The 21021-nt window shown below is 33.4% G+C and carries 18 protein-coding genes; 4 read left to right on the forward strand and 14 right to left on the reverse strand.

Going from position 1 to position 21021, the window contains the following annotated elements:
• Positions 1 to 421 precede the first annotated feature (421 nt).
• From ACX6U0_RS07465 to ACX6U0_RS07500, 8 genes are all read right to left on the reverse strand, one after another.
• Positions 422 to 1378 carry a LysR family transcriptional regulator gene (locus ACX6U0_RS07465; protein WP_464959326.1) on the reverse strand — a complete coding sequence of 319 codons (957 nt, stop codon included), beginning with the start codon at positions 1376 to 1378 and terminating at the stop codon, positions 422 to 424.
• A 722-nt stretch (positions 1379 to 2100) separates the two neighbouring features.
• Positions 2101 to 2364, reverse strand: a complete 264-nt coding sequence (locus tag ACX6U0_RS07470) for a hypothetical protein (protein WP_464959327.1) — start codon at positions 2362 to 2364, stop codon at positions 2101 to 2103.
• A gap of 40 nt (positions 2365 to 2404) precedes the next feature.
• Entirely contained in the window at positions 2405 to 4132 is a 1728-nt protein-coding gene (locus ACX6U0_RS07475) for a sensor histidine kinase (protein ID WP_464959328.1), read from the reverse strand.
• Positions 4129 to 4899 carry a response regulator transcription factor gene (locus ACX6U0_RS07480; protein WP_464959329.1) on the reverse strand — a complete coding sequence of 257 codons (771 nt, stop codon included), beginning with the start codon at positions 4897 to 4899 and terminating at the stop codon, positions 4129 to 4131. The genes ACX6U0_RS07475 and ACX6U0_RS07480 overlap by 4 nt, the downstream gene beginning before the upstream one ends.
• Positions 4900 to 5119: 220 nt before the next feature.
• Entirely contained in the window at positions 5120 to 5965 is an 846-nt protein-coding gene (locus tag ACX6U0_RS07485; RefSeq protein WP_464959330.1) for a response regulator transcription factor, read from the reverse strand.
• 394 nt (positions 5966 to 6359) lie between these two features.
• Positions 6360 to 7553: an epoxide hydrolase family protein gene (locus tag ACX6U0_RS07490; protein ID WP_464959331.1), complete on the reverse strand. Its 1194-nt coding sequence runs from the start codon at positions 7551 to 7553 to the stop codon at positions 6360 to 6362.
• Positions 7554 to 8174: 621 nt separating this feature from the next.
• Positions 8175 to 9518, reverse strand: a complete 1344-nt coding sequence (locus ACX6U0_RS07495) for an epoxide hydrolase family protein (RefSeq protein ID WP_464959332.1) — start codon at positions 9516 to 9518, stop codon at positions 8175 to 8177.
• A gap of 88 nt (positions 9519 to 9606) precedes the next feature.
• Complete coding sequence (locus tag ACX6U0_RS07500) at positions 9607 to 11070, reverse strand: flavin monoamine oxidase family protein (RefSeq protein ID WP_464959333.1); 1464 nt, start codon at positions 11068 to 11070, stop codon at positions 9607 to 9609.
• Between the two features lie 210 nt (positions 11071 to 11280).
• On the opposite strand from ACX6U0_RS07500, the gene ACX6U0_RS07505 reads away from it, so the two are divergent.
• The gene (locus ACX6U0_RS07505) at positions 11281 to 11514 is read left to right on the forward strand and encodes a hypothetical protein (protein ID WP_464959334.1); all 234 of its coding nucleotides are present in this window, start codon (positions 11281 to 11283) and stop codon (positions 11512 to 11514) included.
• Between the two features lie 100 nt (positions 11515 to 11614).
• Here ACX6U0_RS07505 and ACX6U0_RS07510 read toward each other — a convergent pair whose 3' ends face one another.
• From ACX6U0_RS07510 to ACX6U0_RS07525, 4 genes are all read right to left on the reverse strand, one after another.
• On the reverse strand, positions 11615 to 12532 hold the full coding sequence (locus tag ACX6U0_RS07510) for a LysR family transcriptional regulator (protein ID WP_464959335.1): 918 nt from the start codon (positions 12530 to 12532) through the stop codon (positions 11615 to 11617).
• Between the two features lie 335 nt (positions 12533 to 12867).
• Complete coding sequence (locus ACX6U0_RS07515) at positions 12868 to 13602, reverse strand: YwaF family protein (protein ID WP_464959336.1); 735 nt, start codon at positions 13600 to 13602, stop codon at positions 12868 to 12870.
• Positions 13603 to 13794: 192 nt separating this feature from the next.
• Positions 13795 to 15216, reverse strand: a complete 1422-nt coding sequence (locus ACX6U0_RS07520) for a SpoVR family protein (RefSeq protein ID WP_464959337.1) — start codon at positions 15214 to 15216, stop codon at positions 13795 to 13797.
• A 150-nt stretch (positions 15217 to 15366) separates the two neighbouring features.
• Positions 15367 to 15768: a group-specific protein gene (locus ACX6U0_RS07525; protein ID WP_464959338.1), complete on the reverse strand. Its 402-nt coding sequence runs from the start codon at positions 15766 to 15768 to the stop codon at positions 15367 to 15369.
• Positions 15769 to 16083: 315 nt separating this feature from the next.
• On the opposite strand from ACX6U0_RS07525, the gene ACX6U0_RS07530 reads away from it, so the two are divergent.
• Positions 16084 to 16341 (forward strand): YhdB family protein, encoded by a 258-nt coding sequence (locus tag ACX6U0_RS07530; protein WP_464959339.1) that lies wholly within the window; start codon positions 16084 to 16086, stop codon positions 16339 to 16341.
• Positions 16342 to 16431: 90 nt separating this feature from the next.
• On the opposite strand, the gene ACX6U0_RS07535 is transcribed toward ACX6U0_RS07530, so the two are convergent.
• The gene (locus tag ACX6U0_RS07535) at positions 16432 to 18159 is read right to left on the reverse strand and encodes a phospho-sugar mutase (protein ID WP_464959340.1); all 1728 of its coding nucleotides are present in this window, start codon (positions 18157 to 18159) and stop codon (positions 16432 to 16434) included.
• A 213-nt stretch (positions 18160 to 18372) separates the two neighbouring features.
• Here ACX6U0_RS07535 and ACX6U0_RS07540 point away from each other — a divergent pair, with 213 nt between their 5' ends.
• A complete protein-coding gene (locus ACX6U0_RS07540; protein WP_107900871.1) occupies positions 18373 to 18585 on the forward strand; it encodes a DUF1540 domain-containing protein in 213 nt (70 codons plus the stop codon).
• A 45-nt stretch (positions 18586 to 18630) separates the two neighbouring features.
• Here the strand turns inward: ACX6U0_RS07540 and ACX6U0_RS07545 are convergent, their stop codons facing one another.
• Positions 18631 to 19497, reverse strand: coding sequence for an SDR family oxidoreductase (locus ACX6U0_RS07545; protein WP_464959341.1), 867 nt, complete (start codon positions 19495 to 19497; stop codon positions 18631 to 18633).
• Between the two features lie 175 nt (positions 19498 to 19672).
• On the opposite strand from ACX6U0_RS07545, the gene ACX6U0_RS07550 reads away from it, so the two are divergent.
• A complete protein-coding gene (locus tag ACX6U0_RS07550) occupies positions 19673 to 20974 on the forward strand; it encodes an NCS2 family permease (RefSeq protein ID WP_464959342.1) in 1302 nt (433 codons plus the stop codon).
• Positions 20975 to 21021: the final 47 nt, after the last annotated feature.

Here is a 21021-nt window from a genome sequence, read left to right on the forward strand (position 1 = left end):
AGCAGCTCCTTTCTGATATATATTTGTATTATGTCCTGTCATTATTAAGAAATACGGTTACTGCAATGACTATACTCCTTAATCTTACTTACTAGATGGTAAGTAAAATTTGAAACGTGTTCCATAAAGCCTGCAAAAATTTAGCAGAGGAGATTGAATAGATAACCTTATTGACTTTCTGATTTTCAATTCATATTATCTACTTCCTTTCTAAATATAAATTTATTGTAATAGAAATAGCTAATTTTCAACATCGAATAATAATAGGTAAAACTATAAAATAATCATGAGTTTTAATGTTACATTCCATGTGTTTCAAATCAACTCTAATAGATAATTCCTTGGTGAATTCTACTGTTGATTACCTGAAACATGTTCAATCTTTTGTAGTAGCAAATATGTTTAATGCCCACGTTACTAATTACGTGGGCATTTCTTTTGAATTCATTTCAACTTCATTTCCCTTTTTATACAAATCACTTAATAAACTATCTATGCGACTATATTTTTCAATATATGAATTCAATAATTTTTTAAAAATATTAGCGGCAGCTCCGATATGCTTTTGCTTATGATGGATGATTGTTACTTTTCTTTGAAGAATAGGGTTCATTCTTATTGCTCTTAACTGACCGTTATCCTCTAAATGGTAAAGTGTTCTTGATAGAATTGTAGCTCCTCTACCTTCCTTAACTAGACTTATGATTGATTTTGTATCGGTCGATTCAATAATTGGTTCTATTATAATGCCGTGATTTCCACAAATCGCATCAAACCATTTTCTAAAAAAATGATCACTAGGGTTTAATATTAATGGTATATCTTCAATTTCATTTAGTTCCACAATTTTTCTATTAGCTAATACATGTTCAGAATGTACAACAAGATAAAATTCCTCATCATATAAAGGAATCATAAATAATCCGTCATCATCTTTCGGCATGATTGTTAATGCTAAGTCAAATTCGTTTTGTTTTATTTTTTCAACAACGTCATCTAATACATAAAACTGTAGCTGTATTTGTGGATACATAGAGTGAAACTCAAGTAATGCCATTGATGCAATATGGCTTAAATCACCTGAAAGAGCACCAATTATTAACTTTCCTCTATTCAGTTTTTGTAATTCCTGCAATTGAGAATTAGCACTTTTGATAGTATTGAAAATTTTATGTGAGTGTTCTAGTAGTATCTTTCCTGCTTCAGTCAGTGCAATTTTCTTTCCTATTCTATCGAAAAGTCGTATACCAAGTTCGTCTTCTAAGGCTCTGATTTGATAGCTTAAGGTTGGCTGACCAACTCCTAATTTATCTGCAGTTTTTGTAAAATGCATTTCCTCGCAAATTGCCATAAAATATTCTAATTGTTTCAATTCCATGTTTTTCACCAACTTTGTCATTTTCATCATCTGATAGGTATTTGAAACAAGTACAACTAGTTCAATAAGAAATTACTATATGAGTTAAAGGTGCGTGTTAATAATTGACCGGCATATAAATGAATAAATAACCTTAAAACATTATGCATATTCTAGGTAAGCTAAGCTTTATATTAAGATTATTCTGACTTTATAACAATACAAGATTTTCGATTAGAATGATTTATATTTTCAATGGAAGGAAGATTGTAGATCCTTGTACAAAATTCTGTCCATACAATAAGTGTTCTAAGTAACTTTCCAATTAGATAAACAGATAATTTTAGCGGTTAAAAAACAAGACTGTATTTGAAAACAACACTAATCGAGAAAATCAATTTTTGTTTGTAACGAGATGATTTTCTAGTTCTTTTCTTGCTAGACTTCTTAATAATAGTTTTTAGATGTTTCAAAACTATAAATAAATGAGATTAAGTTGTAAATTTTCTGAAACATGTAATAACATAAATTTAATCGAATATTTATATTCTTTTGCTTTTTTAAATTAACGATTTGTCACAACTATCACAGTAAGTACTTAAAAAATTGACCGAATTTTCACCTAAGATAGGTATTACTTAAATGCTGACTTTTATTATTTCCGTTACAACGCCTTCTATTTAATTGTAAACAAAAAAAGCATCCAATTACTCTAATTGGATGCCTTTTAATATAAAACTACTTTAGCTGAAGGATAGATGTTTTTTTATCACATTCAAATAATTCCTTCTAATAAACAAGTAAAAACCGATTTGAAGGAGCAAGAAGATGCTCATAACGATAACCGCGGCTGAGCCGACCTCTAGATTTGAAAATATCCTTGGCAGAGCAGTTAATGCGACAGCTGAATGAATGGTAGCTACGATGTACGGTAACAAAAACAAGACCCCAATTTCAATCGATACAACTTTTTTCATTTCTTTAAACGTTACACCGATTTTATGCAATTGCTTATATTTCTGTTTATAGTTGTTCTTCTAAAATATGTTAATCGGCTTTTAGTATTTTAATTCGAATTGTTACTTTAGTACCTTTACCTATCATCGACTGAATTGTTACCCCATAACTTTCTCCATAGTAAAGTTTTATTCGTGTATCTACATTTGTTATTCCAACACCGCCAAGTTTAGATTTTTTATTTTTGTTAATAGAATTCAATTTGTTTGTATCAAATCCGATTCCATTATCTTGAATAAAAAATAAAATGTCCTCATTCTCTCTTTCTAAACGTATCGTTATTTTCCCATTTATATCGGATTCACGAATACCATGATAAATAGCATTTTCTACAATTGGCTGTAATAAAATTTTAGGAATCTTCACATTATTTAATACAGGATTATAGTCTATGAAATATGCTAATTTTTCTCCATATCTTTCTTTTTGAATAAATAAGTACTGTTCAACGTGTTCTATTTCATTTTGAATTGTTGTAAATTCATTTCCGCCACTCAATGAAAGTTGAAAAAATTTAGCGAGTGCTTTTGTAATAGAAATAACACGTTCTTTTTCTTCAAATTCTGCCATCCAGACAATTGTATCAAGTGTATTATATAAGAAATGTGGATTGATTTGACTATGAAGCAGACTTAATTCATGTAATCTAACATTTTTTTCTTTTTCTTCTATTTCGCTTAATAAATTCTTAATTTCTAAAACCATCTTGTGAAAATGATTCGACAAGCTATAGACTTCGACACTTCCATTTATATTTTCTGTGAAATCTATATTAAAGTCACCTTTTTCAACAACCTTCATCAAATGTTCAAGTCGGCGAATCGGTTTCGTAATGCGATTGGCGAGCAACGTCGAACTAGTAATAATAATTAAAAGCATCATAAGACCAACTAACATTATGGTGCTAATTAACTGAATTCTAAATTTGGTTAATTCATCTAAGAAACTTATTCCTATTATTAGCCAATCGGCATTTTTTAACTGATAGTGCTCTGTTAATACGTTTTTGCTCCTAGTATAGCCTTCTTTCATTTCTTTGATTTTTACTAAGTATCTTCGTTTCTTTTGATTCTCAAAATAAGTGGGATCTTTATGGTAAACAACTTGTTCTTTCGAATTTAAGATAAATGCAAACCCTTTTTTTCCTAAATTTAATTCATTTAAATAATCTTTAATGACCTTATATTCAATATCAATTAATAATACTCCTAAATGTTTATTATTTTCCCCTTTTATCTCACGGCTCATTGAAATTACCCAATTATCATTATTCTTTGGAAATTTCTGCATACGAATTGAGGAAAGGAATGGCTTTCTATCACTCCTTATTGCTGAAACATACCAAGACTCTTTCATCATATTGGTATTGGAGTTTATATCCTTATATAATCCCCCTTCATTTGAAAGAACTTTACCATGTTTACTTACAATAAGAATCGATTTTATATATGAATCGGAGGATTTAACTACATTTAGGAAACGTAAAGCATTTATTTCACTTTCTCTATTTCCACTATTGATAAAATCTTTTATTTCATTGCTCTCTATTATTAAATCAGAAACATTTTTTAGTTTATCTAAATACATTTCGATATATGTTCCACTATTTTTAACAGCTGATTTAGTAGACTGAATAGACTCTTTTAATATTAAGTTTGAAACAAGATAATACAATAAACTACCAATAATCAATAATATAATTAAACTAATGATTATATAGTTATAAGCAATTTGTACTTTCAATCTTTTTCTTTTCATTTATCCTTGATTCTTTCCTTAAATTGATTTGGAGAAATTGCATATCTTTTTTTGAATGAAGTACTAAAGTAATTTGGGTCATCAAAACCGACTTTCGTACTAATTTCATATATTTTTAAATCGGAACTTAATAATAATATTTTTGCTGTTTCTAATCGTTCTCTTATGACATACTCTTTAAACGAAATTCCAAACAAATCTTTAAATAAACTACTACAATATCCAGTACTTATATTTAATTTTTTTGCTAAGATAGGTAATGAAAATGAAGGATCTGATGCATTCTCTTCTATTATTTTCATAATTTTATCTTTATAGTTATGTTCTCCTGTTATCTTATTCTTTTCTATAATTCCTTCTACAAGGGAATTCACTTCTTCTTTTTTCAATCTTAACTTTAACTTATTCACTAATTTAGATAAAAGCTCTTGAATATCACTTTTTGAAACGGGCTTTAAAATATAATCATCAATTCCAATTTTTAATGCAGTTACTGCGTATTCATAATAATCATAACCAGTTATAACTGCTATCAGTACATTTTCATTCATAGTTTTGATCTTGTCTGCAAACTCTAAACCATTAAGTTTTGGCATATTAATATCTAAAAGGACAATGTCCGGCCTATATTCATCAAATTGCTCTAATGCTTCAGATCCATTTGTCGCTTCATATACTTCCGAAATTGATAATTCTTCAAAGTTAACAAACTTTCGAATACCTTGTCGTATGATTGGCTCATCGTCTACAATTAGCAATTTATACATGCTTTCCTCCTTTTTAAGGGATAAGTTCATTTGCATTTCATTTATGCCATATCCAACCTAAATTGATTACTTTTATTAGTTTTTAACAAAATCGTTTAAATATCCATAATCTACTTTCTAATAGGAATCCGAAAAATCTATGAAGAAAATAAAAAAGAGACTATTATTGAATTAAATAGTCTCTTTTTATTTACGCTTTTTTAGGAAATGTTTTTTATTGCTACACTTTTAACAGTTTAGCTTTCTCACTCTTACTTGAAGTCATATTTATTAATAAGTTCCCCTCACTTGAAAGAACTCTATCCGTTATTCTTTCTTTATACTTATTTGGAGAAACTCCAATTCTTTTTTTAAAAGCAGTACTAAAATAATATGGATCCTCAAACCCGACTTTTTCACTAATTTCATATATTTTTAAATCTGTACTTAATAATAATATTTTTGCTGTTTCTAATCGTTCCGTAATTACATATTCTTTAAAAGAAATTCCAAATAATTTTTTAAACAAACTACTACTATATCCAATACTAATGTTTAATTCACTTGCTAAAAATGGTAATGAAAATGATGGGTCTGATACATTTTCATCTATTAATTTTATCATTATATTTTTATAACTATGTTCCCTTGTTATCGTATTCTTTTTCATTATTACTTCTACAAGTAAATTTACTTCTTCTTTTTTTAAACTTAATTTTAACTTGTTCACAAATTTACATAAAAGTTTTTGAATATCATCTTTTGAAACAGGCTTTAATATATAATCATCAATTCCAATTTTTAATGCAGTTACCGCATACTCGTAATAATCATAGCCCGTTATAACTGCTATCAATACATTTTCATTGATGTTCTTTATCTTTCTTCCTAACTCTAAGCCATTAAGTTTTGGCATATCAATATCTAATAAGACAATATCCGGTTTAAAATTATCAAACTTCATCAATGCTTCAGATCCATTTGAAGCTACATATACTTCCGAAATTGATAATTCTTCAAAGTTAACTAACCTTTGAATACCTTGTCGCATAATTGGTTCATCGTCAACAATTAGCAATTTATACATGCTTTCCCCCTTTTTATGAAATAGAATTATTTTCGTTTCAAATTTCACATAGCTGATGTTATTTAATCGTAAAAAATAATAACCCTCGATAAAATTTGAGATAAATGATTTAATACTTCAGAGAGCATTCTTATGTTACCTAATTAAAGTCAAAAAAACTCCTAACGCTTAGTAGCATTAGGAGTTTAGTTTTAAAACTAATCTAACTTTAAGTTCTTCTAGACTGCTTTTAAGACTTCCATACTCTAGTCCAAGATGAATGCTACTGAATCATTCATGACGATTTGTAGTAACTATGGTGCTTGACTTAGTTTAATTCTATATTGCACTATTTACTGTGATAAACGCCATCAGCTTGTCTATTAATATATTTACAGTGTTCACGTAACTCCTTTTATCTTAGCGACTTAAATGCCGTGCGTAGTTCAGAAGTGATGTGCTCTGGCTGCTCCCAAGCAGCGAAGTGTCCTCCCTTAGGAAGTCTGTTGTAGTGGATCAAATTCGGGTATGCCTTCTCTACCCAGCTCTTAGGTGCTACATACATCTCATCTGGAAATACGCTAGCAGCAACCGGTAGCTTAACGCCTTTAACAGCGAAGAAGGAGATTCCAGCAACTGTGTTCTCCCAGTATAGACGAGCAGCAGAAATCGCTGTGTTCGTCAACCAGAAAAGCGTGATGTTGTCTAGAACGTCGTCGCGCGATAGACCTTCTTTGACTCCAGCAAAAGATCTCGAGATTAGGGCATGACTTTTCCAATCGTGGTCAATCATAAAGGCAGCTAATCCAACAGGCGAATCCACCAGTCCTGTTAGTGTTTGCGGACGTGTCCCCATCATAAAAGCGTAGGCGAACTTATTTTCTCCAACTTGTTCAGCCGCTTTTTTCTCTTCGTCTGAAAGACCAGCTGGTAGCGGATTGCCAGACCATATCGCCGCATCAACTTCGGGTGGAATCACGTTAGGCATGTTAGTATGAATACCGATTAGTCCTTCTGGCTCCTGAACTCCCATAAATTCTACGATAATCGCACCCCAGTCACCGCCCTGTGCTGCATACTTCGTATATCCCAAGCGAGTCATTAACTCTCCATAAGCACTAGCGATGCGTTTAGGATTCCATCCAGTCGTCTTTGGTTTGCCAGAGAAGCCGTATCCAGGCATCGATGGAATGACCACATGGAAAGCATCTGATGCATTTCCACCATATGCCGTAGGATTAGTTAGTGGTTCAATAAGCTTCATCTGTTCAACGATTGATCCAGGCCATCCGTGCGCAATGATAAGCGGTAAGGCATCTTCATGCTTCGAACGAACGTGAATGAAGTGGATGTCCAGATCATCGATTTCAGTAATATAATGTGGATAGGCGTTTAATTTCGACTCAATTTTGCGCCAGTCATATTCATTCGCCCAATAACGCGCAAGCTCCTGAATCGTCTCTAGCTGCACACCTTGCGTTTGATCAGACACCGTTTCCTTCTTTGGCCATCTAGTCGTGTTAATACGTCTACGTAATTCAGTAAGTTCTTCTTCAGGAATACTCACATGAAAAGGACGAATTGCATTTTTTTCAGTTATTGCTGTCATTTTTAAAACTCCTCTTAGTTGATAGATTTTTGTTGAATTAGGCAAAGCCAATTATCTAAGCGGACTAGGCGCCACTCGGAGATATGCAACAGTTAGCTCTGTTGGCTTCCACAATAAAATCAACTATAAATTACTCTTTAAAAGTTCAATTCAGACGAATCAAACTTTGGTACAGGATTATACATATCAACCAAATAGGCAATTCATAAGGTAGCAGACCTCAAAAAATTTCTATTTTGAATTTCTTTTTGAAATGAGAGAGCTCCTCAGTAGATGAGAAGCCTACCAAGCTTAAGCTCGAACATTTCGCGTTATTCATTCTCTTTACATACAAGAATTATAAGATAATATAAATCCCCTTAACCTTAAGTAAATTCCTCGTGTTGATTATCATGTCATCCAATAGATTACTTTCCGTTGATAAGCTCATGGATAATTGTAAAAGAACCAACTATTATGAAACATAGAATTTGAATAGATAAAACTGTAATAAAATCATATATTTTCAATTGGATACCTGTTTTTATGAATAAAGTTAATCCTTAGTTACAACAAAAAAGAGACTATGATATCAATTCATAGCCTTCGTTTTTATATGAGGACACTCTTTCTAACTGTGTTTTAACGTAGTGACTTAAATGCTGCCCTTAGTTCTGCTGCGAAAAGCTCTGGCTGCTCCCAAGCTGCAAAGTGGCCACCTTTTTCGGCCTTATTGTAATAGATGAGATTCGGATATGCCTTCTCTGTCCAGCTCCGCGGGGCTTGATATAACTCCCCGGGAAAAACGCTCACTGCAACTGGAATGGAAACACCTTTCACATTGAAATAACCACCCTTATATTCCCAATATAGCCGAGACGCGGAGACCCCAGTGTTCGTTAACCAATAGAGTGTAATATTATCTAGGATTTCGTCACGTGTCAGTTCTCCGGTTGAGCTCATCGTCCGATTTAATGCCAACTCGATCGACGCTGCTGGTTGGCCTTCACCATCATTATGGTCGAGAAGCCATGCAGCAAGACCAACGGGTGAATCTGCAATTCCATATAAGGTTTGGGGTCGCGCCGCCATGAATTTAGCGTAAGTAGATTGCTTTTCGTTTCTAACAAGCTGCTCATAGGCGCGTTGCTCTTCCACGGAAAGACCTGCAGGCGTCGGTTCGCCAGACATGAGTGAACTATTTACATCATCAGGAACCGTTGCAGGAAGGTTAGTGTGAATGGCGAGCAATCCTGTAGGTGCCTGTAATCCCATTTGGTCAACCACAATTGCACCCCAGTCTCCACCCTGAGCGACATAGCGGGTGTAGCCTAGCCGCTTCATTAGTACATCCCAAGCTCTCCCGATACGCTCAGGACCCCAGCCGGTGCTACTTGGCTTACCTGAAAATCCGTAACCTGGCATTGACGGGATGACGACGTCGAACGCATCTTCAGCCTTTCCTCCGAACGCAGTTGGATCAGTCAGTGGTCCAATGAGTTTGACTTGCTCAAGTACCGATCCTGGCCAACCATGTGTGATGATAATCGGTAGCGCATTCTTGTGATGCGAACGAACATGGATGAAATGAATGTCCAAACCATCAATCTTGGTGATAAATTGCGGTAGAGAGTTAAGTTTTGCCTCAACTTTACGCCAATCGTAATCGGTTTCCCAATAGTGAGCGAGTTTCTTCATCGTTCCGAGTGGTAGGCCTTGCGATGTATCAACCACAGTTTCCCTATCAGGCCATTTTGTAGCGTTAATACGCTTGCGCAATTCTATCAGTTCGTCATTTGGTACATTCACATGAAACGTACGAATAGCGTTCTTTACTTTACCATGCTTTTTTTTCTTTTTTTGTTTAGTTTTGGATATTTGAAGGCTATGAGGCTCCCCGCTCGCATTGGCATTTGCGCAAATGGTCACTGACCCTAAAATTAAAGTCAATATTAGTGCAAATCGTAATATATATTTCTTGTTCATAAGTTGTGCATTCCCTTCGAAAAGCTTTAAATGGATCTACCATTAGCTTCCATCCGAAGAGCAGTTTTTATTACATTTCTTTGAGTAGTCACTTTGTTAAATCATTTATTTCAAAAGCAACTCTAATACCGGATTCAATTGCACCTTCCATCCAACCTGGTGTATATGAAGTATGTTCTCCTGAAAAATGTACTCTACCTTCAGGTGTAGCAAGATAGGGACCAAGATCTTTTAATTGATCTGGTTTTAACATTGAAACTGCCCCTGCTGCATTAGGGTCTAGTGTCCAGCTATAGGTGTATCCTGAAACAAAACTTGAATAAACTTGTTCACCAAATAAATATGAAAGATCATTTAACGCCTGTTGTATCTGTTCATTTTGAGACAGACTGTCCCAATATAAAGCATCGTCCTCCCATGTATAGCTTGCTACGATGATGCCCGGACCATCAGAGCCAAAACCACTACTAGGATAATAAGAAAATCTGATTGGAAGATCAGTAATTGACATGCCGCCATATAATCCGTCTTTTTCCCAAAACCTCGTATTAAATTGCAATCCGATCTTTGTAGAAGCCATATAGTGAATTGTTCTGATCGCCCTCCATTTGTTATATGAAAAGAAGTTGTGAGGTATGATTTCAACAAAATTAAGGGTTGAGAATGGAATCGTAATAATTGCGAAATCTGATGCAGTTTGAAATGTTTCATTACTTTGTACATTTACTGTATGAATCCTTACTTGATTTTCATCTTGAACGATTTTGTTCATCTTTTGCCTAAAAAAAATATTTCCTTTTAATTGTGTTAAGAATGACATAGGTAGTTGATCATTTCCTCCTGTTATTTCGTAAAAAGTAGGATTAGAAAAGAAAACCATCAATTCTCTAAATATCGCAGTAAATGCTAATTCGGTAATTCCTCTTGTTCCTAAAATGGTTTTTATTGATTCAACAGCACCCTGTGACAATGAAACACCCATAGGATTATATTTTAAGATTTGATCCATAGAATAATGGTCATAATCATTTATAACCTTTTTCCAATTCTCATCAGGATTTTGATTAATATAATCAATAATTGGGTTTATCACTAAATTTAATAGTTGATCAGAGTTTAATCCTCTTTCGTAATTGGCAACGGGAAAACCTAATATATCCGGATTTTGATCATATTTCGCTTTTGTCGTTTTAACACCATTTACGTACATCAAATCATTAGGTGTTGTATTAATAAATTTATTTATCGGTAAATTAAATTTATTAATATATTCCATAACCAGTTGATGAGTATCAGGGATTCTCATCGCCCCATAATCCATGTATTGATCATGCGTAAAAGCTTTACGTTCTGTATAAACTCTCCCACCTACACGATTATTTGCTTCTAATATGATGATTTGATGTCCCGAATCCTTTAATAATGAAGCTGCTACTAAACCAGACAAGCCTGCACCAACAATCGTAATTCGTTTTGGATTAGTTGATTTAGGTAATCCATTACGTATAATTGAAATCATTTGATCATTAGAAAGATTTTTGATTGATCTCATAAGACCCCACTCTTTCCATGAATTTATTTATGTAAAAATTTTATTCCCGCCTATCTATATTTAGAATGTGAAAGGTCTATGTTGAATTTTTGCAATGCATCAATTCTTTTGCAGGTTTGATGGATACACATGTTTTTACAATAAACACTATCACTTGATTATTTTAGGAAAACCATAATAAAATAAGGAAAATTGTTGGGAGGCGATACAATGCTTAAAAATGGAAGATGTATGCTTTGTGCTGAAGATACAAAAGTAGCGCCTATTGAAATATGGAACATACCCGGTAAGTTCAAGTACTATTGCCAAACACATTACCCCGTTGTACTAAACAATGTAGAAAAAGATAAACAAGCATTTATCGATTACTACAGTAATAAAACGACCAGAAGCTGGCTATGTAGCGAAGGCTTAGAATTATATACACGATTAACACAAAAATAACCCTGCATCCTCTTTTGGATACAGGGTTTTATGTCTATTAATACAAGTTAAAAAATGTAGCTATTAATTTTCATTCCCTTCTGTTCTATTAAGTCATCTTTTACAATTTATGTAAATCATTTATCAGACTCTCTTTACGTCTTTCTTTTCCTATATATGAATTCAATAAATTGATAAAAATATGTCCGGCAGCTCCGATTTGTTTTTCCTTATGATGGATAAGTGTTACATTTCTTTGAAGTGCTGGGTTTAGCCTTATTGCTTTTAATTGTGCATTATCCTCTAGGTGATAAAGTGTTTTTGATAGAATTGTAACTCCCCTACCTTCCATAACTAGACTCATGATCAATCTCATATCAGTCGATTCTATAAAAGGTTCTATGATAATGCCTTTATTTCTACATACAGCATCAAACCACTTTCTAAAACTATGTTCTCTTGAGCTTAATATGAAGGGAATATCTTCAATATCACTTAGTTCTATATAAGTTCTGTTAGCTAATAAATGCTCGGAATGGACAACAAGATAAAATTCCTCTTCATATAAAGGTAGCATATTCAATCCATTTTCTTCTGTCGGCATGATCGTCAATGCTAAGTCATATTTATTTTGCTTTATTTTTTCAACTACATCATCAAGTACAAAAAACTGTAGCTGTATTTGTGGATACATAGATTGAAACTCCAGTAATGCCATTAATGCAATATGGCCTAAATCGCCTGAAAGTGCACCAATTATTAACTTACCTCTACTAAGCTTTTGTAATTCCCTTAATTGATCATTAGCACTTTTGATTGTGTTAAAGACTTTATGTGAATGTTTTAGTAAAATTTTTCCTGCTTCAGTAAGTGCTATTTTCTTACCTAATCTATCAAAAAGTCGTATACCAAGTTCATCCTCTAAGGCTTTGATTTGATAGCTTAATGTAGGTTGGCCAATTCCTAGTTTATCTGCAGTCTTTGTAAAATGCATTTCCTCGCAAATTGCCATAAAATAATCTAATTGTTTCAACTCCATGTTGTCCACCAACTTTGTCGTTTTCATCTTCTGTTAGTATGAAATCTGCTACATTTTTCAATTTCTTCTTTTTCCTATAATTTAAATGGTTGAAATACATATTGTAGGATAATCATAATCTCATTGTTAATTGTAAAAGAAATAACCAGTATGCAACATATAATTTTAATAGGTAAATCTTTAATATGATCATGTGTTTTATAATGGTAAACACGACTAATTTGTTGAAGAACTTACATTGTGCTAATACAGTCCTTAACCGATTGAATCGCCAGTATTATTAGACTTTAACTACACAATGAAACCACCTTTTAAAAAGGTGGTTTTTTAAGTATTTATCCTTCTACCTCAACTTTTATCAGACTCTCTCTCTCTTTTTTCTTTAAAATTCCCATGGGTATATATGTTATATAAAGTGAGATCACTGCAACGATTTCGATATTAATATAATACATAATTCCATTTCCGAAATAGTTTAACAGGGTTTTGCTTTCAAGTGCCGGACTCATCAAGAAGAAAAAGTTTGTATCAATGACCATATTCAACAAATAAATTGGTATTGCAAGTATGTTCAAAAAGATAAAGGTCGACCAAATAGCTTTTTTTGAAACTCTATACCCTTCAAAGAGGATAAAGTATAAGACTGATAAAGGTATTGCTGAGTGTTGAAGATAATACCTAATAAAACGAAAATGAGGAAATTTGTATACCAAATCAGGAGTTAGCATACTTAGAATGGGAGGTAGTATGCCGATAAAAAATAAAATATTAAATACATTTTTATTTTTTTTCAAGAATAAAAACAATGCAAAATACGCACTAAATGAACACAGTTGTAATGGAAGATATTTCGGTTTCCAGCCATCAATTAAAACAAGATATACTTGAAAGCCGATTAAGCATGAAAGTAATGTAATAAAAAGAATCCACTTGATCGGTTTCTTATAAGGCTCAATTTTATTTCTGTAAATGATTCCTACAAAACATAATGTAAAAAATACAATTAGCGTAACGATATGGGATATAGAGAAAAGATCATAAAATCCCATCTCAGCAACATTTAGGATCATGTCACCCTCCTTACTATTCGTTCGGTGATTATACTTTTAAATGAATAAACTTAAGTATCAGTTCACACGAAACTAATGTTCTTCATAGTTGTTTGAAAGGAAGATTTTTGTTTTATGTGTAAATAATTTGTTTATATATCAAAAGACCCACATAGATAAAGCTAGAGAAAAACCACCTACACTAAGGTGGTTTTAAATATATTTCCGATGAATATTCTTTCCATCGTAACTAAACAACACTGACTTCCCTTCGATATTCGTTTCCAAGTGTACCCCTCTACCCCAAAGTTGATGGATATATGGCATTACTTTTTCTACGTATTTAATATCGAGTTCCATCGTTTCATAAGAATGCTTCAAGTAAAGCTCACCATTTTTTAAATAATCTCCATCTTGCACCACTATATAAGGGAATCCACCGTTTACTCTGCTGACGACTAACTGATCTCGAACAGCTTCCCACGCCTTGTCTATGACTTTGTATTCTTTTCCTTGGCGTTGGAATAAATACATGTCTTCTCTCATCACAAGTTCTTTCGTTAAGTAGTTTCGAAGGAAAGAGCTATCAGATTCTAATTCTCTTACTTCAAACATTTTTTCTCGTCCACTGCCTGGCTTGATCCCTAGTTCTCTCATTTCCCTTGTTGGGTTATTATATCGTTCTTCTATGTCTTCGAACATTCGAAGTCCTAAGTAATATGGATTGATGCTTGTTTTTGATGGTTGGACTACTCCAGCGTTAAGCTTTGCATATTCGATGGCTTCACTTGAATCAAGATTCAACTCTCTCATGATTCGGATGTGCCAGAAACTTGCCCAGCCTTCATTCATAATTTTCGTTTCCAGCTGTGGCCAGAAATAAAGCATTTCTTCACGAAGCATCGTCATAATATCGCGTTGCCATTCTTCCAATTCTCTAGAATATTCTTCAATAAATAAGAGGATATCTTTTTCGGGTTGAGGTGGGAATTGTTTACGTTTAATTGGAATAAGATTTGAATCGTTTCGCTTTTCTTTACTTGCATCCATATTCCATAAATCATCATATGGGGTAACTCGCTTTTTCTCTTTTAATGGAAAGTCTGTTTCTAAATCATAAGCTAATTTGGGACGAATAAGCGAAGGATCAATATGTTCTTGTATAGACAGTACAGCATCTAAGAATGTTTCAACTTCATGTTTTCCATATATATGTTCATATTGTTTGATCCGCTCAGCTGTTGCTGCCATACTTTCAACCATATCTCTTTTCGTATTAGAGAATCGAACATTATTTTTAAAGAAGTCACAATGGGCTAATACATGTGCAACGATCAGTTTATTTTGAACTAGTGAATTTGTGTCTAAAAGGAATGCATAGCATGGGTCTGAGTTAATGACCAATTCATAAATTTTACTTAATCCTAAATCATAGTGAAGCTTCATTTTATAAAATTGCTTCCCAAAGCTCCAGTGAGAGAATCGTGTTGGCATGCCATATGCGCCAAAAGTATAGATGATATCTGCAGGGCAAATTTCATATCTCATTGGATAGTAATCTAGCCCAAATCCTTTCGCAATCTCCGTAATTTCATCAATCGCATATTCCAAGGCTTTATATTCGCTTGCTTTCATCACACTCTCCTCCTGTCTCTTCTATCATCATTCTATGAACAGAAATGTCATTTCATGAAACGAATAGTTAGTTCACTACTTAATACATATGCGTTTCACGAATAAAATTCGTCTTTTTTCGAAAACAAAAAAACGCAGGAAGATCTCTCTTCATGCGTTGTATGCAAGTTCCATCTTTATTATGCGTCCGACAAATTGGTCAAAATCCCCAATATATTTATCGATTCCATCAATATGATAGAATGTTGTTGTTTTTTCTGGATTAAATGGCTCATTTGTTGCTGAGTATACATAGATTCTTTTACCATTTCCAATTGCCATTCCAAGTTCAGTATGACTACCAAACCCACCAGGTAAAATTAAAATGAAGAAATCTGCATCCAAAACAGCTCTCTTCTCAGCTTCACCAATTGTTGCTAATTTTTCAATCGTATTTACATTTTCGTTTTTTGTCCAATCATATGTATGTAAAAATCCTTTATCTTTTAAACAAGACGCTAAATACCTAACCTGTTCCTTATTATTTAAACTAGAAGCAATATAAAATTTCATTTTCTACACCTTTCAATGACTAGAAAAAAGCTAAAACGGTTAGCTAATTATAAAATGATAAAGCGTTTACTGTTTATAGTTACATTTATTGTTCCAATTACACTTTTTTTCATTCGTAACTTTATCCTTTACCGTTATTCTCCATCCCTTTTTGCTTTTTCAGTCATTCTTCCTTTCCTTCTTCCTAAACTTATATTCCTAACAATATTTATAAAAGCCGTTTAAATGAGGGTTTATCACATTGTTAAATTCTCTCAAGGCTATTTGAGGCATTTCTTCATAAACTATTTGTACCCCCTAAGAAGGAGGTACACAATGCAAGCACAATCCGATTATGATTTAGCATTGTATTACACATATTGTTGTCAATGGGACAAACTAATCGTCCTAATGGTGAATACAAAAGATGAGCTATTCTCAAAACGAATTGAACATTTCTTACACGCCTTTAAGTACGAGCGAGATCTTGCCGTCATTGACGAAAAATTAAAAGGTATGTTTCAACATATTGAACATGCAACTAGAGATGAAAGCTATGAAGAAGAGTCACTTGTTTCATCTTTAGAGTTGTAGCACATAACCAGCCTTCAGACTATTTTAATGGTCTAGAGCATACAATTTCATTTTCAAAATACAAGAGCGACTAAATTAGTCGCTCTTTTTTTAAACTAATATTTGAATTTTCTCCATAAAAGACTGTTCTAAACTGCTTAATTTTTGGATACTATCCTGATGATTTTCGCCTACGATGCCAAAATAAAATTTAATTTTTGGTTCTGTTCCAGAAGGACGTAGGCATACCCATGAACCATCTTCAAGATGATACTTTAATACATTAGACTTTGGTAAAAGAATTTCTTCTTTTTCACCCGTCTTAAGTAGTGTTTTTTCTTGAAGTTTATAGTCTTCAACTGATAGCACGTCTAAACCATTAATTTGCTTAGGCGGATTTTGACGGTAATTAGTTAAAATCTCTTGGATTTTCTCCGTACCTTCTATTCCTTTTAAAGTTAATGATTTTAGTCCCTCTAAGTAGAAGCCATACTTTTCATATAAGCTATGTAATCCCTCAAACAATGTCATACCTTTTGATTTATAGTAAGTTGCAATTTCAGCTGCAAGAACAGTTGCTTGTACAGCGTCTTTGTCACGTACAAATGGTTTGATTAAGTAGCCATAACTTTCCTCATAACCAAATAAGAAAGAATACTCGTTAGTTTGTTCGTATTCTTTAATCTTTTCACCAATAAATTTAAAACCTGTCAAAGTATCAATTGTTTTTGTACCAAATGATGAAGCAATGACTTGGCCAAATTCTGATGTAACAATTGTTTTAAGTAACACAGCATTCGATGGAACATTTTCACTTTGACTTAGTAAGTAATGAAGCATTAATGCTCCTGTTTGATTACCAGTCAAAATTACATATTCTCCATTTTGGTCCTTTGTTGCAATTCCAAGTCGATCGGCATCAGGATCAGTTGCAATTAATACATCTGCATCGATTTCTTTACCATATCGAATTGCATATTCAAATGCAGCATGTTCTTCCGGATTAGGTGATTTAACTGTTGTAAAATTAGGGTCTGCTTTTGCTTGCTCTTCAACAATCGTGACATTTTCAAAGCCAACTGCTTTTAATGCCATCGTTGCTGGTACTAGAGCTGTCCCATGTAATGGTGTAAATACAATTTTTAAATCTTTACCTTCTTTTTGAACAAGCTCATTATTCACAATAACGGTTTTTAATTTTTCTACATATAATGTATCCATTTTTTCATCTAATGTATGTATGAAACCTTTTTCGATTAATTCCTTTTCATCCTTCACATCGATTTCAAGTTCATTATGGAAAGAATTAACAAGGTCGATTACTTGATCTGCAGCAGCAGGAGGTAATTGTCCACCATCATCCCCATAAACCTTAAAACCATTGTACTCAGGCGGATTATGACTTGCAGTGATAACAATACCGCCAAAGCAGTTTAATTCTCGAACTGCAAATGATAATTCTGGTGTCGGACGTAATTCTTTAAATACATATGCTTTAATGCCAAAAGTGGCTAGTGTTTTTGCAGCTTCCATTGCAAATTCTGGACTTTTGTATCGTGAATCATATGCAATCGCAACTCCACGATTTTTTGCCTCTTCTCCAAAGCTCGCAATGTATTTTGCGAAACCAGCAGAAGCTTTGCGGATTGTATAAATGTTCATACGATTCGTTCCAGGACCAATCTCTCCACGCATACCACCAGTTCCGAATTCTAAGTTTCTGTAAAAACTTTCCTTAAGTATAAGGTGATTACTCTTTAGTTCATTTAATTGTTCTTTTAACTCTTTATCAAGTGATGGTGTTTGAATCCATTTTTCATAAGTTGTTTCCCAATTCATTCTGCTTCTCCTCCTATACTTAATCAGAGTTATTCGGTATAAAACATAATTCTCCTTCTACATTACAAAACCTTACAAAAGTTTACAATATCTTTTATTTACTATTCAGTAATTTTAAATGAACAAAAAATAAAACGACTTGAAAAGTACTAAATTTTAGCTTGAATGAGATTGTAAAGAATGAAGAAAATAACTGTAAAGGAGGGAGTTTTTATGCCTGAAATTAGATGTAGCGTTGCAAACTGTTCGTATTGGGGACAAGGAAACTTTTGTCAAGCAAGCTCTATCATTGTTCAAACCGAAGCATATGAATATTCAAATGACTATGACCAAAAAATTGAAAACGCAGTGTTGGAGGGTGATTTAACAAGTTCTGCAGCTCATAGTGGTGAAACTTGCTGTCACACATTCCTACCTAAGTATTAACAAATATGAGCCATGTACAATTAACAAGTACATGGCTCTTTTAGATTACCCGTTTACAATAACCCCGCCATTAACATGAATGATTTGTCCTGTTACGTAAGATGATTCATTACTCGCTAAATATAAATATGCAGGCGCTACCTCTACTGGTTGACCAGCACGCTTCAAAGGTGTATCCACTCCAAATTTCCCAACCTTTTGCTGATCAAAACTAGCAGGAATTAATGGCGTCCAAATAGGTCCTGGTGCAACACCATTAACTCTAATACCTTTTTGGGCAAGATTTGCAGATAGTGACCTTGTAAACGTAACTATGGCTCCTTTTGTTGAAGAATAATCGAGTAATTGATCGTGACCAGCATAGGCAGTAACAGATGCAGTATTGATTACAGAGTCACCTTGCTTCATATGTGGTAAACACGCTTTCGTTAAGAAGAATAGCGGATATATATTTGTTTCAAACGTTCTCTTTAATTGTTCCTCCGTAATGTCTTCTAAGTTCTTTTGAGGAAATTGTACAGCCGCGTTATTCACCACGATATTGACTTGTCCGAATGATTCAATTGTTTTTTGTACAATTTGTTTACATACAGCTTCTGTTCGAATATCGCATTTCATAATCTCACATTTGCCGCCTAGACTTTCAATCTTTTGCTTTGTTTCATTCGCATCAGTATCTTCATCGTAATAGGGAATAAAAACTGATGCGCCTTCTTTTGCAAATAATATTGCCACGGCTTTTCCTATTCCACTATCACCGCCTGTAATAATGGCAACCTTATCTTTTAATTTCCCACTGGCTTGATAATTTGGATCATCTGAAATCGGAATTGGCGTCATTTCCTTTTCTATTCCAGGCTGCCTATTTTGGTGCTGTGGTGAAAACTTCGTCGGATACTGTTTCTGATTCATTTCCCTTCCTCCTTATAAATAATTCGAGATTAGCATACCCAAATGGTACTTTTGGGAATACTCATCTTAAGCCATTTAAAAATTTTTTCATGAAAAAAGTATTGCGCAATGACAATAAAACGAATATTATTAATAACTGTTGAGTAAATCATTCGTTTTTATAAGGAGAACACTTATGTTTAAATTAAATGAAGCAAATACATCAGTTAAAACAGAAGTTGTAGCTGGTTTTACAACGTTTTTAACAATGGCTTACATTATCATCGTAAATCCGATTATTCTTTCTGATGCTGGTGTACCATTCCAACAAGCGTTTACAGCAACAATCATCGCTACATTAGTAGGAACATTATTTATGGCATTGTTCGGAAATTATCCAATAGCCATTGCACCTGGTATGGGAATGAATGCATATTTCGCATATTCAGTTGTATCTAAAGCACATGGAATTTCGTATCAATTAGCATTCTCTGCAGTTTTTATTACAGGATTACTGTTTGTCATTTTATCATTGACTAAGTTTAGAACTCATTTAATAGATGCAATTCCAAATACACTAAAGCATGCAATTAGTGTTGGTATTGGGTTATTTATCGCTTTTATCGGTTTACGTCTTTCTCACATTATCGTAGCTAACCCAAGTAATCTTGTTGGTTTAGGTGATCTACATTCTCGTGAAGTTGTTCTCACTTTGATTGGAATATCTATCACAGTTATATTATTTGCCTTAAATGTAAATGGAGCATTATTCTTCGGAATGGTGTCTACTGCCATTGTTGCAGCGTTTATGGGTCAGCTTCACTTAAAAGGAAGTATTTTTTCTTTACCAAAATTACCTGATGGGATTATTATCGCAAATCCGATCACAGCAGCTTCAGATGTAGTTCAATACGGTTTGTATTCAGTTGTGTTCTCATTCTTATTAGTAACGATTTTCGATACAACTGGTACATTCCTTGGTGTAGCATCCCAAGCAGGTTTATTAAAAAACAAAGATGAGAAACGTACTGGCCGTGCAATGTTATCAGATTCATTCGGTACAACAATCGGTGCGATGTTTGGTACATCACCAACAACTGCTTATATTGAATCCACTGCAGGTGTTGCTGCTGGTGGTAGAACTGGTCTAACAGCTTTAGTCGTTGCAATACTTTTCGTTTTTGCTGCATTTTTCAGTCCACTTGTTAATTCAATTTCAGAGGTTGCAGCCATTACATCTCCATCTTTAATCGTAGTAGGATGTTTAATGATGGGAAATGTTCGTCATATTGAATGGGATAATTTTGAAGAAGCCTTCCCTGCATTTCTTGTAGTGATTACAATGCCGCTGACATCAAGCATTGCAACAGGTATTGCACTTGGTTTTATCACATATCCACTATTAAAAGTCGTTAAAGGTAAAGCGAAAGAAATAAAACCAGTCATTTATTTATTCGCTGTATTATTTTTAATCCAATTAATTTTCTTCCCACATTAATGAAGAATTGATGAAAGCACATGAATCTAAATTGATTCGTGTGCTTT

Source organism: Gottfriedia sp. ABJ_BB2_2 (assembly GCF_055484705.1).

Bases quoted from the DNA above. Each gene is read 5' to 3' on its own strand.
- ACX6U0_RS07535 (WP_464959340.1), bottom strand. From the start codon at position 18,159: ATGAATTGGGAAACAACTTATGAAAAATGGATTCAAACACCATCACTT.
- ACX6U0_RS07485 (WP_464959330.1), bottom strand. From the start codon at position 5,965: ATGTATAAATTGCTAATTGTTGACGATGAACCAATTATGCGACAAGGT.
- ACX6U0_RS07540 (WP_107900871.1), top strand. From the start codon at position 18,373: ATGCCTGAAATTAGATGTAGCGTTGCAAACTGTTCGTATTGGGGACAA.
- ACX6U0_RS07550 (WP_464959342.1), top strand. From the start codon at position 19,673: ATGTTTAAATTAAATGAAGCAAATACATCAGTTAAAACAGAAGTTGTA.
- ACX6U0_RS07505 (WP_464959334.1), top strand. From the start codon at position 11,281: ATGCTTAAAAATGGAAGATGTATGCTTTGTGCTGAAGATACAAAAGTA.
- ACX6U0_RS07545 (WP_464959341.1), bottom strand. From the start codon at position 19,497: ATGAATCAGAAACAGTATCCGACGAAGTTTTCACCACAGCACCAAAAT.
- ACX6U0_RS07525 (WP_464959338.1), bottom strand. From the start codon at position 15,768: ATGAAATTTTATATTGCTTCTAGTTTAAATAATAAGGAACAGGTTAGG.
- ACX6U0_RS07480 (WP_464959329.1), bottom strand. From the start codon at position 4,899: ATGTATAAATTGCTAATTGTAGACGATGAGCCAATCATACGACAAGGT.
- ACX6U0_RS07500 (WP_464959333.1), bottom strand. From the start codon at position 11,070: ATGAGATCAATCAAAAATCTTTCTAATGATCAAATGATTTCAATTATA.
- ACX6U0_RS07520 (WP_464959337.1), bottom strand. From the start codon at position 15,216: ATGAAAGCAAGCGAATATAAAGCCTTGGAATATGCGATTGATGAAATT.
- ACX6U0_RS07515 (WP_464959336.1), bottom strand. From the start codon at position 13,602: ATGATCCTAAATGTTGCTGAGATGGGATTTTATGATCTTTTCTCTATA.
- ACX6U0_RS07510 (WP_464959335.1), bottom strand. From the start codon at position 12,532: ATGGAGTTGAAACAATTAGATTATTTTATGGCAATTTGCGAGGAAATG.
- ACX6U0_RS07495 (WP_464959332.1), bottom strand. From the start codon at position 9,518: ATGAACAAGAAATATATATTACGATTTGCACTAATATTGACTTTAATT.
- ACX6U0_RS07475 (WP_464959328.1), bottom strand. From the start codon at position 4,132: ATGAAAAGAAAAAGATTGAAAGTACAAATTGCTTATAACTATATAATC.
- ACX6U0_RS07465 (WP_464959326.1), bottom strand. From the start codon at position 1,378: ATGGAATTGAAACAATTAGAATATTTTATGGCAATTTGCGAGGAAATG.
- ACX6U0_RS07530 (WP_464959339.1), top strand. From the start codon at position 16,084: ATGCAAGCACAATCCGATTATGATTTAGCATTGTATTACACATATTGT.
- ACX6U0_RS07490 (WP_464959331.1), bottom strand. From the start codon at position 7,553: ATGACAGCAATAACTGAAAAAAATGCAATTCGTCCTTTTCATGTGAGT.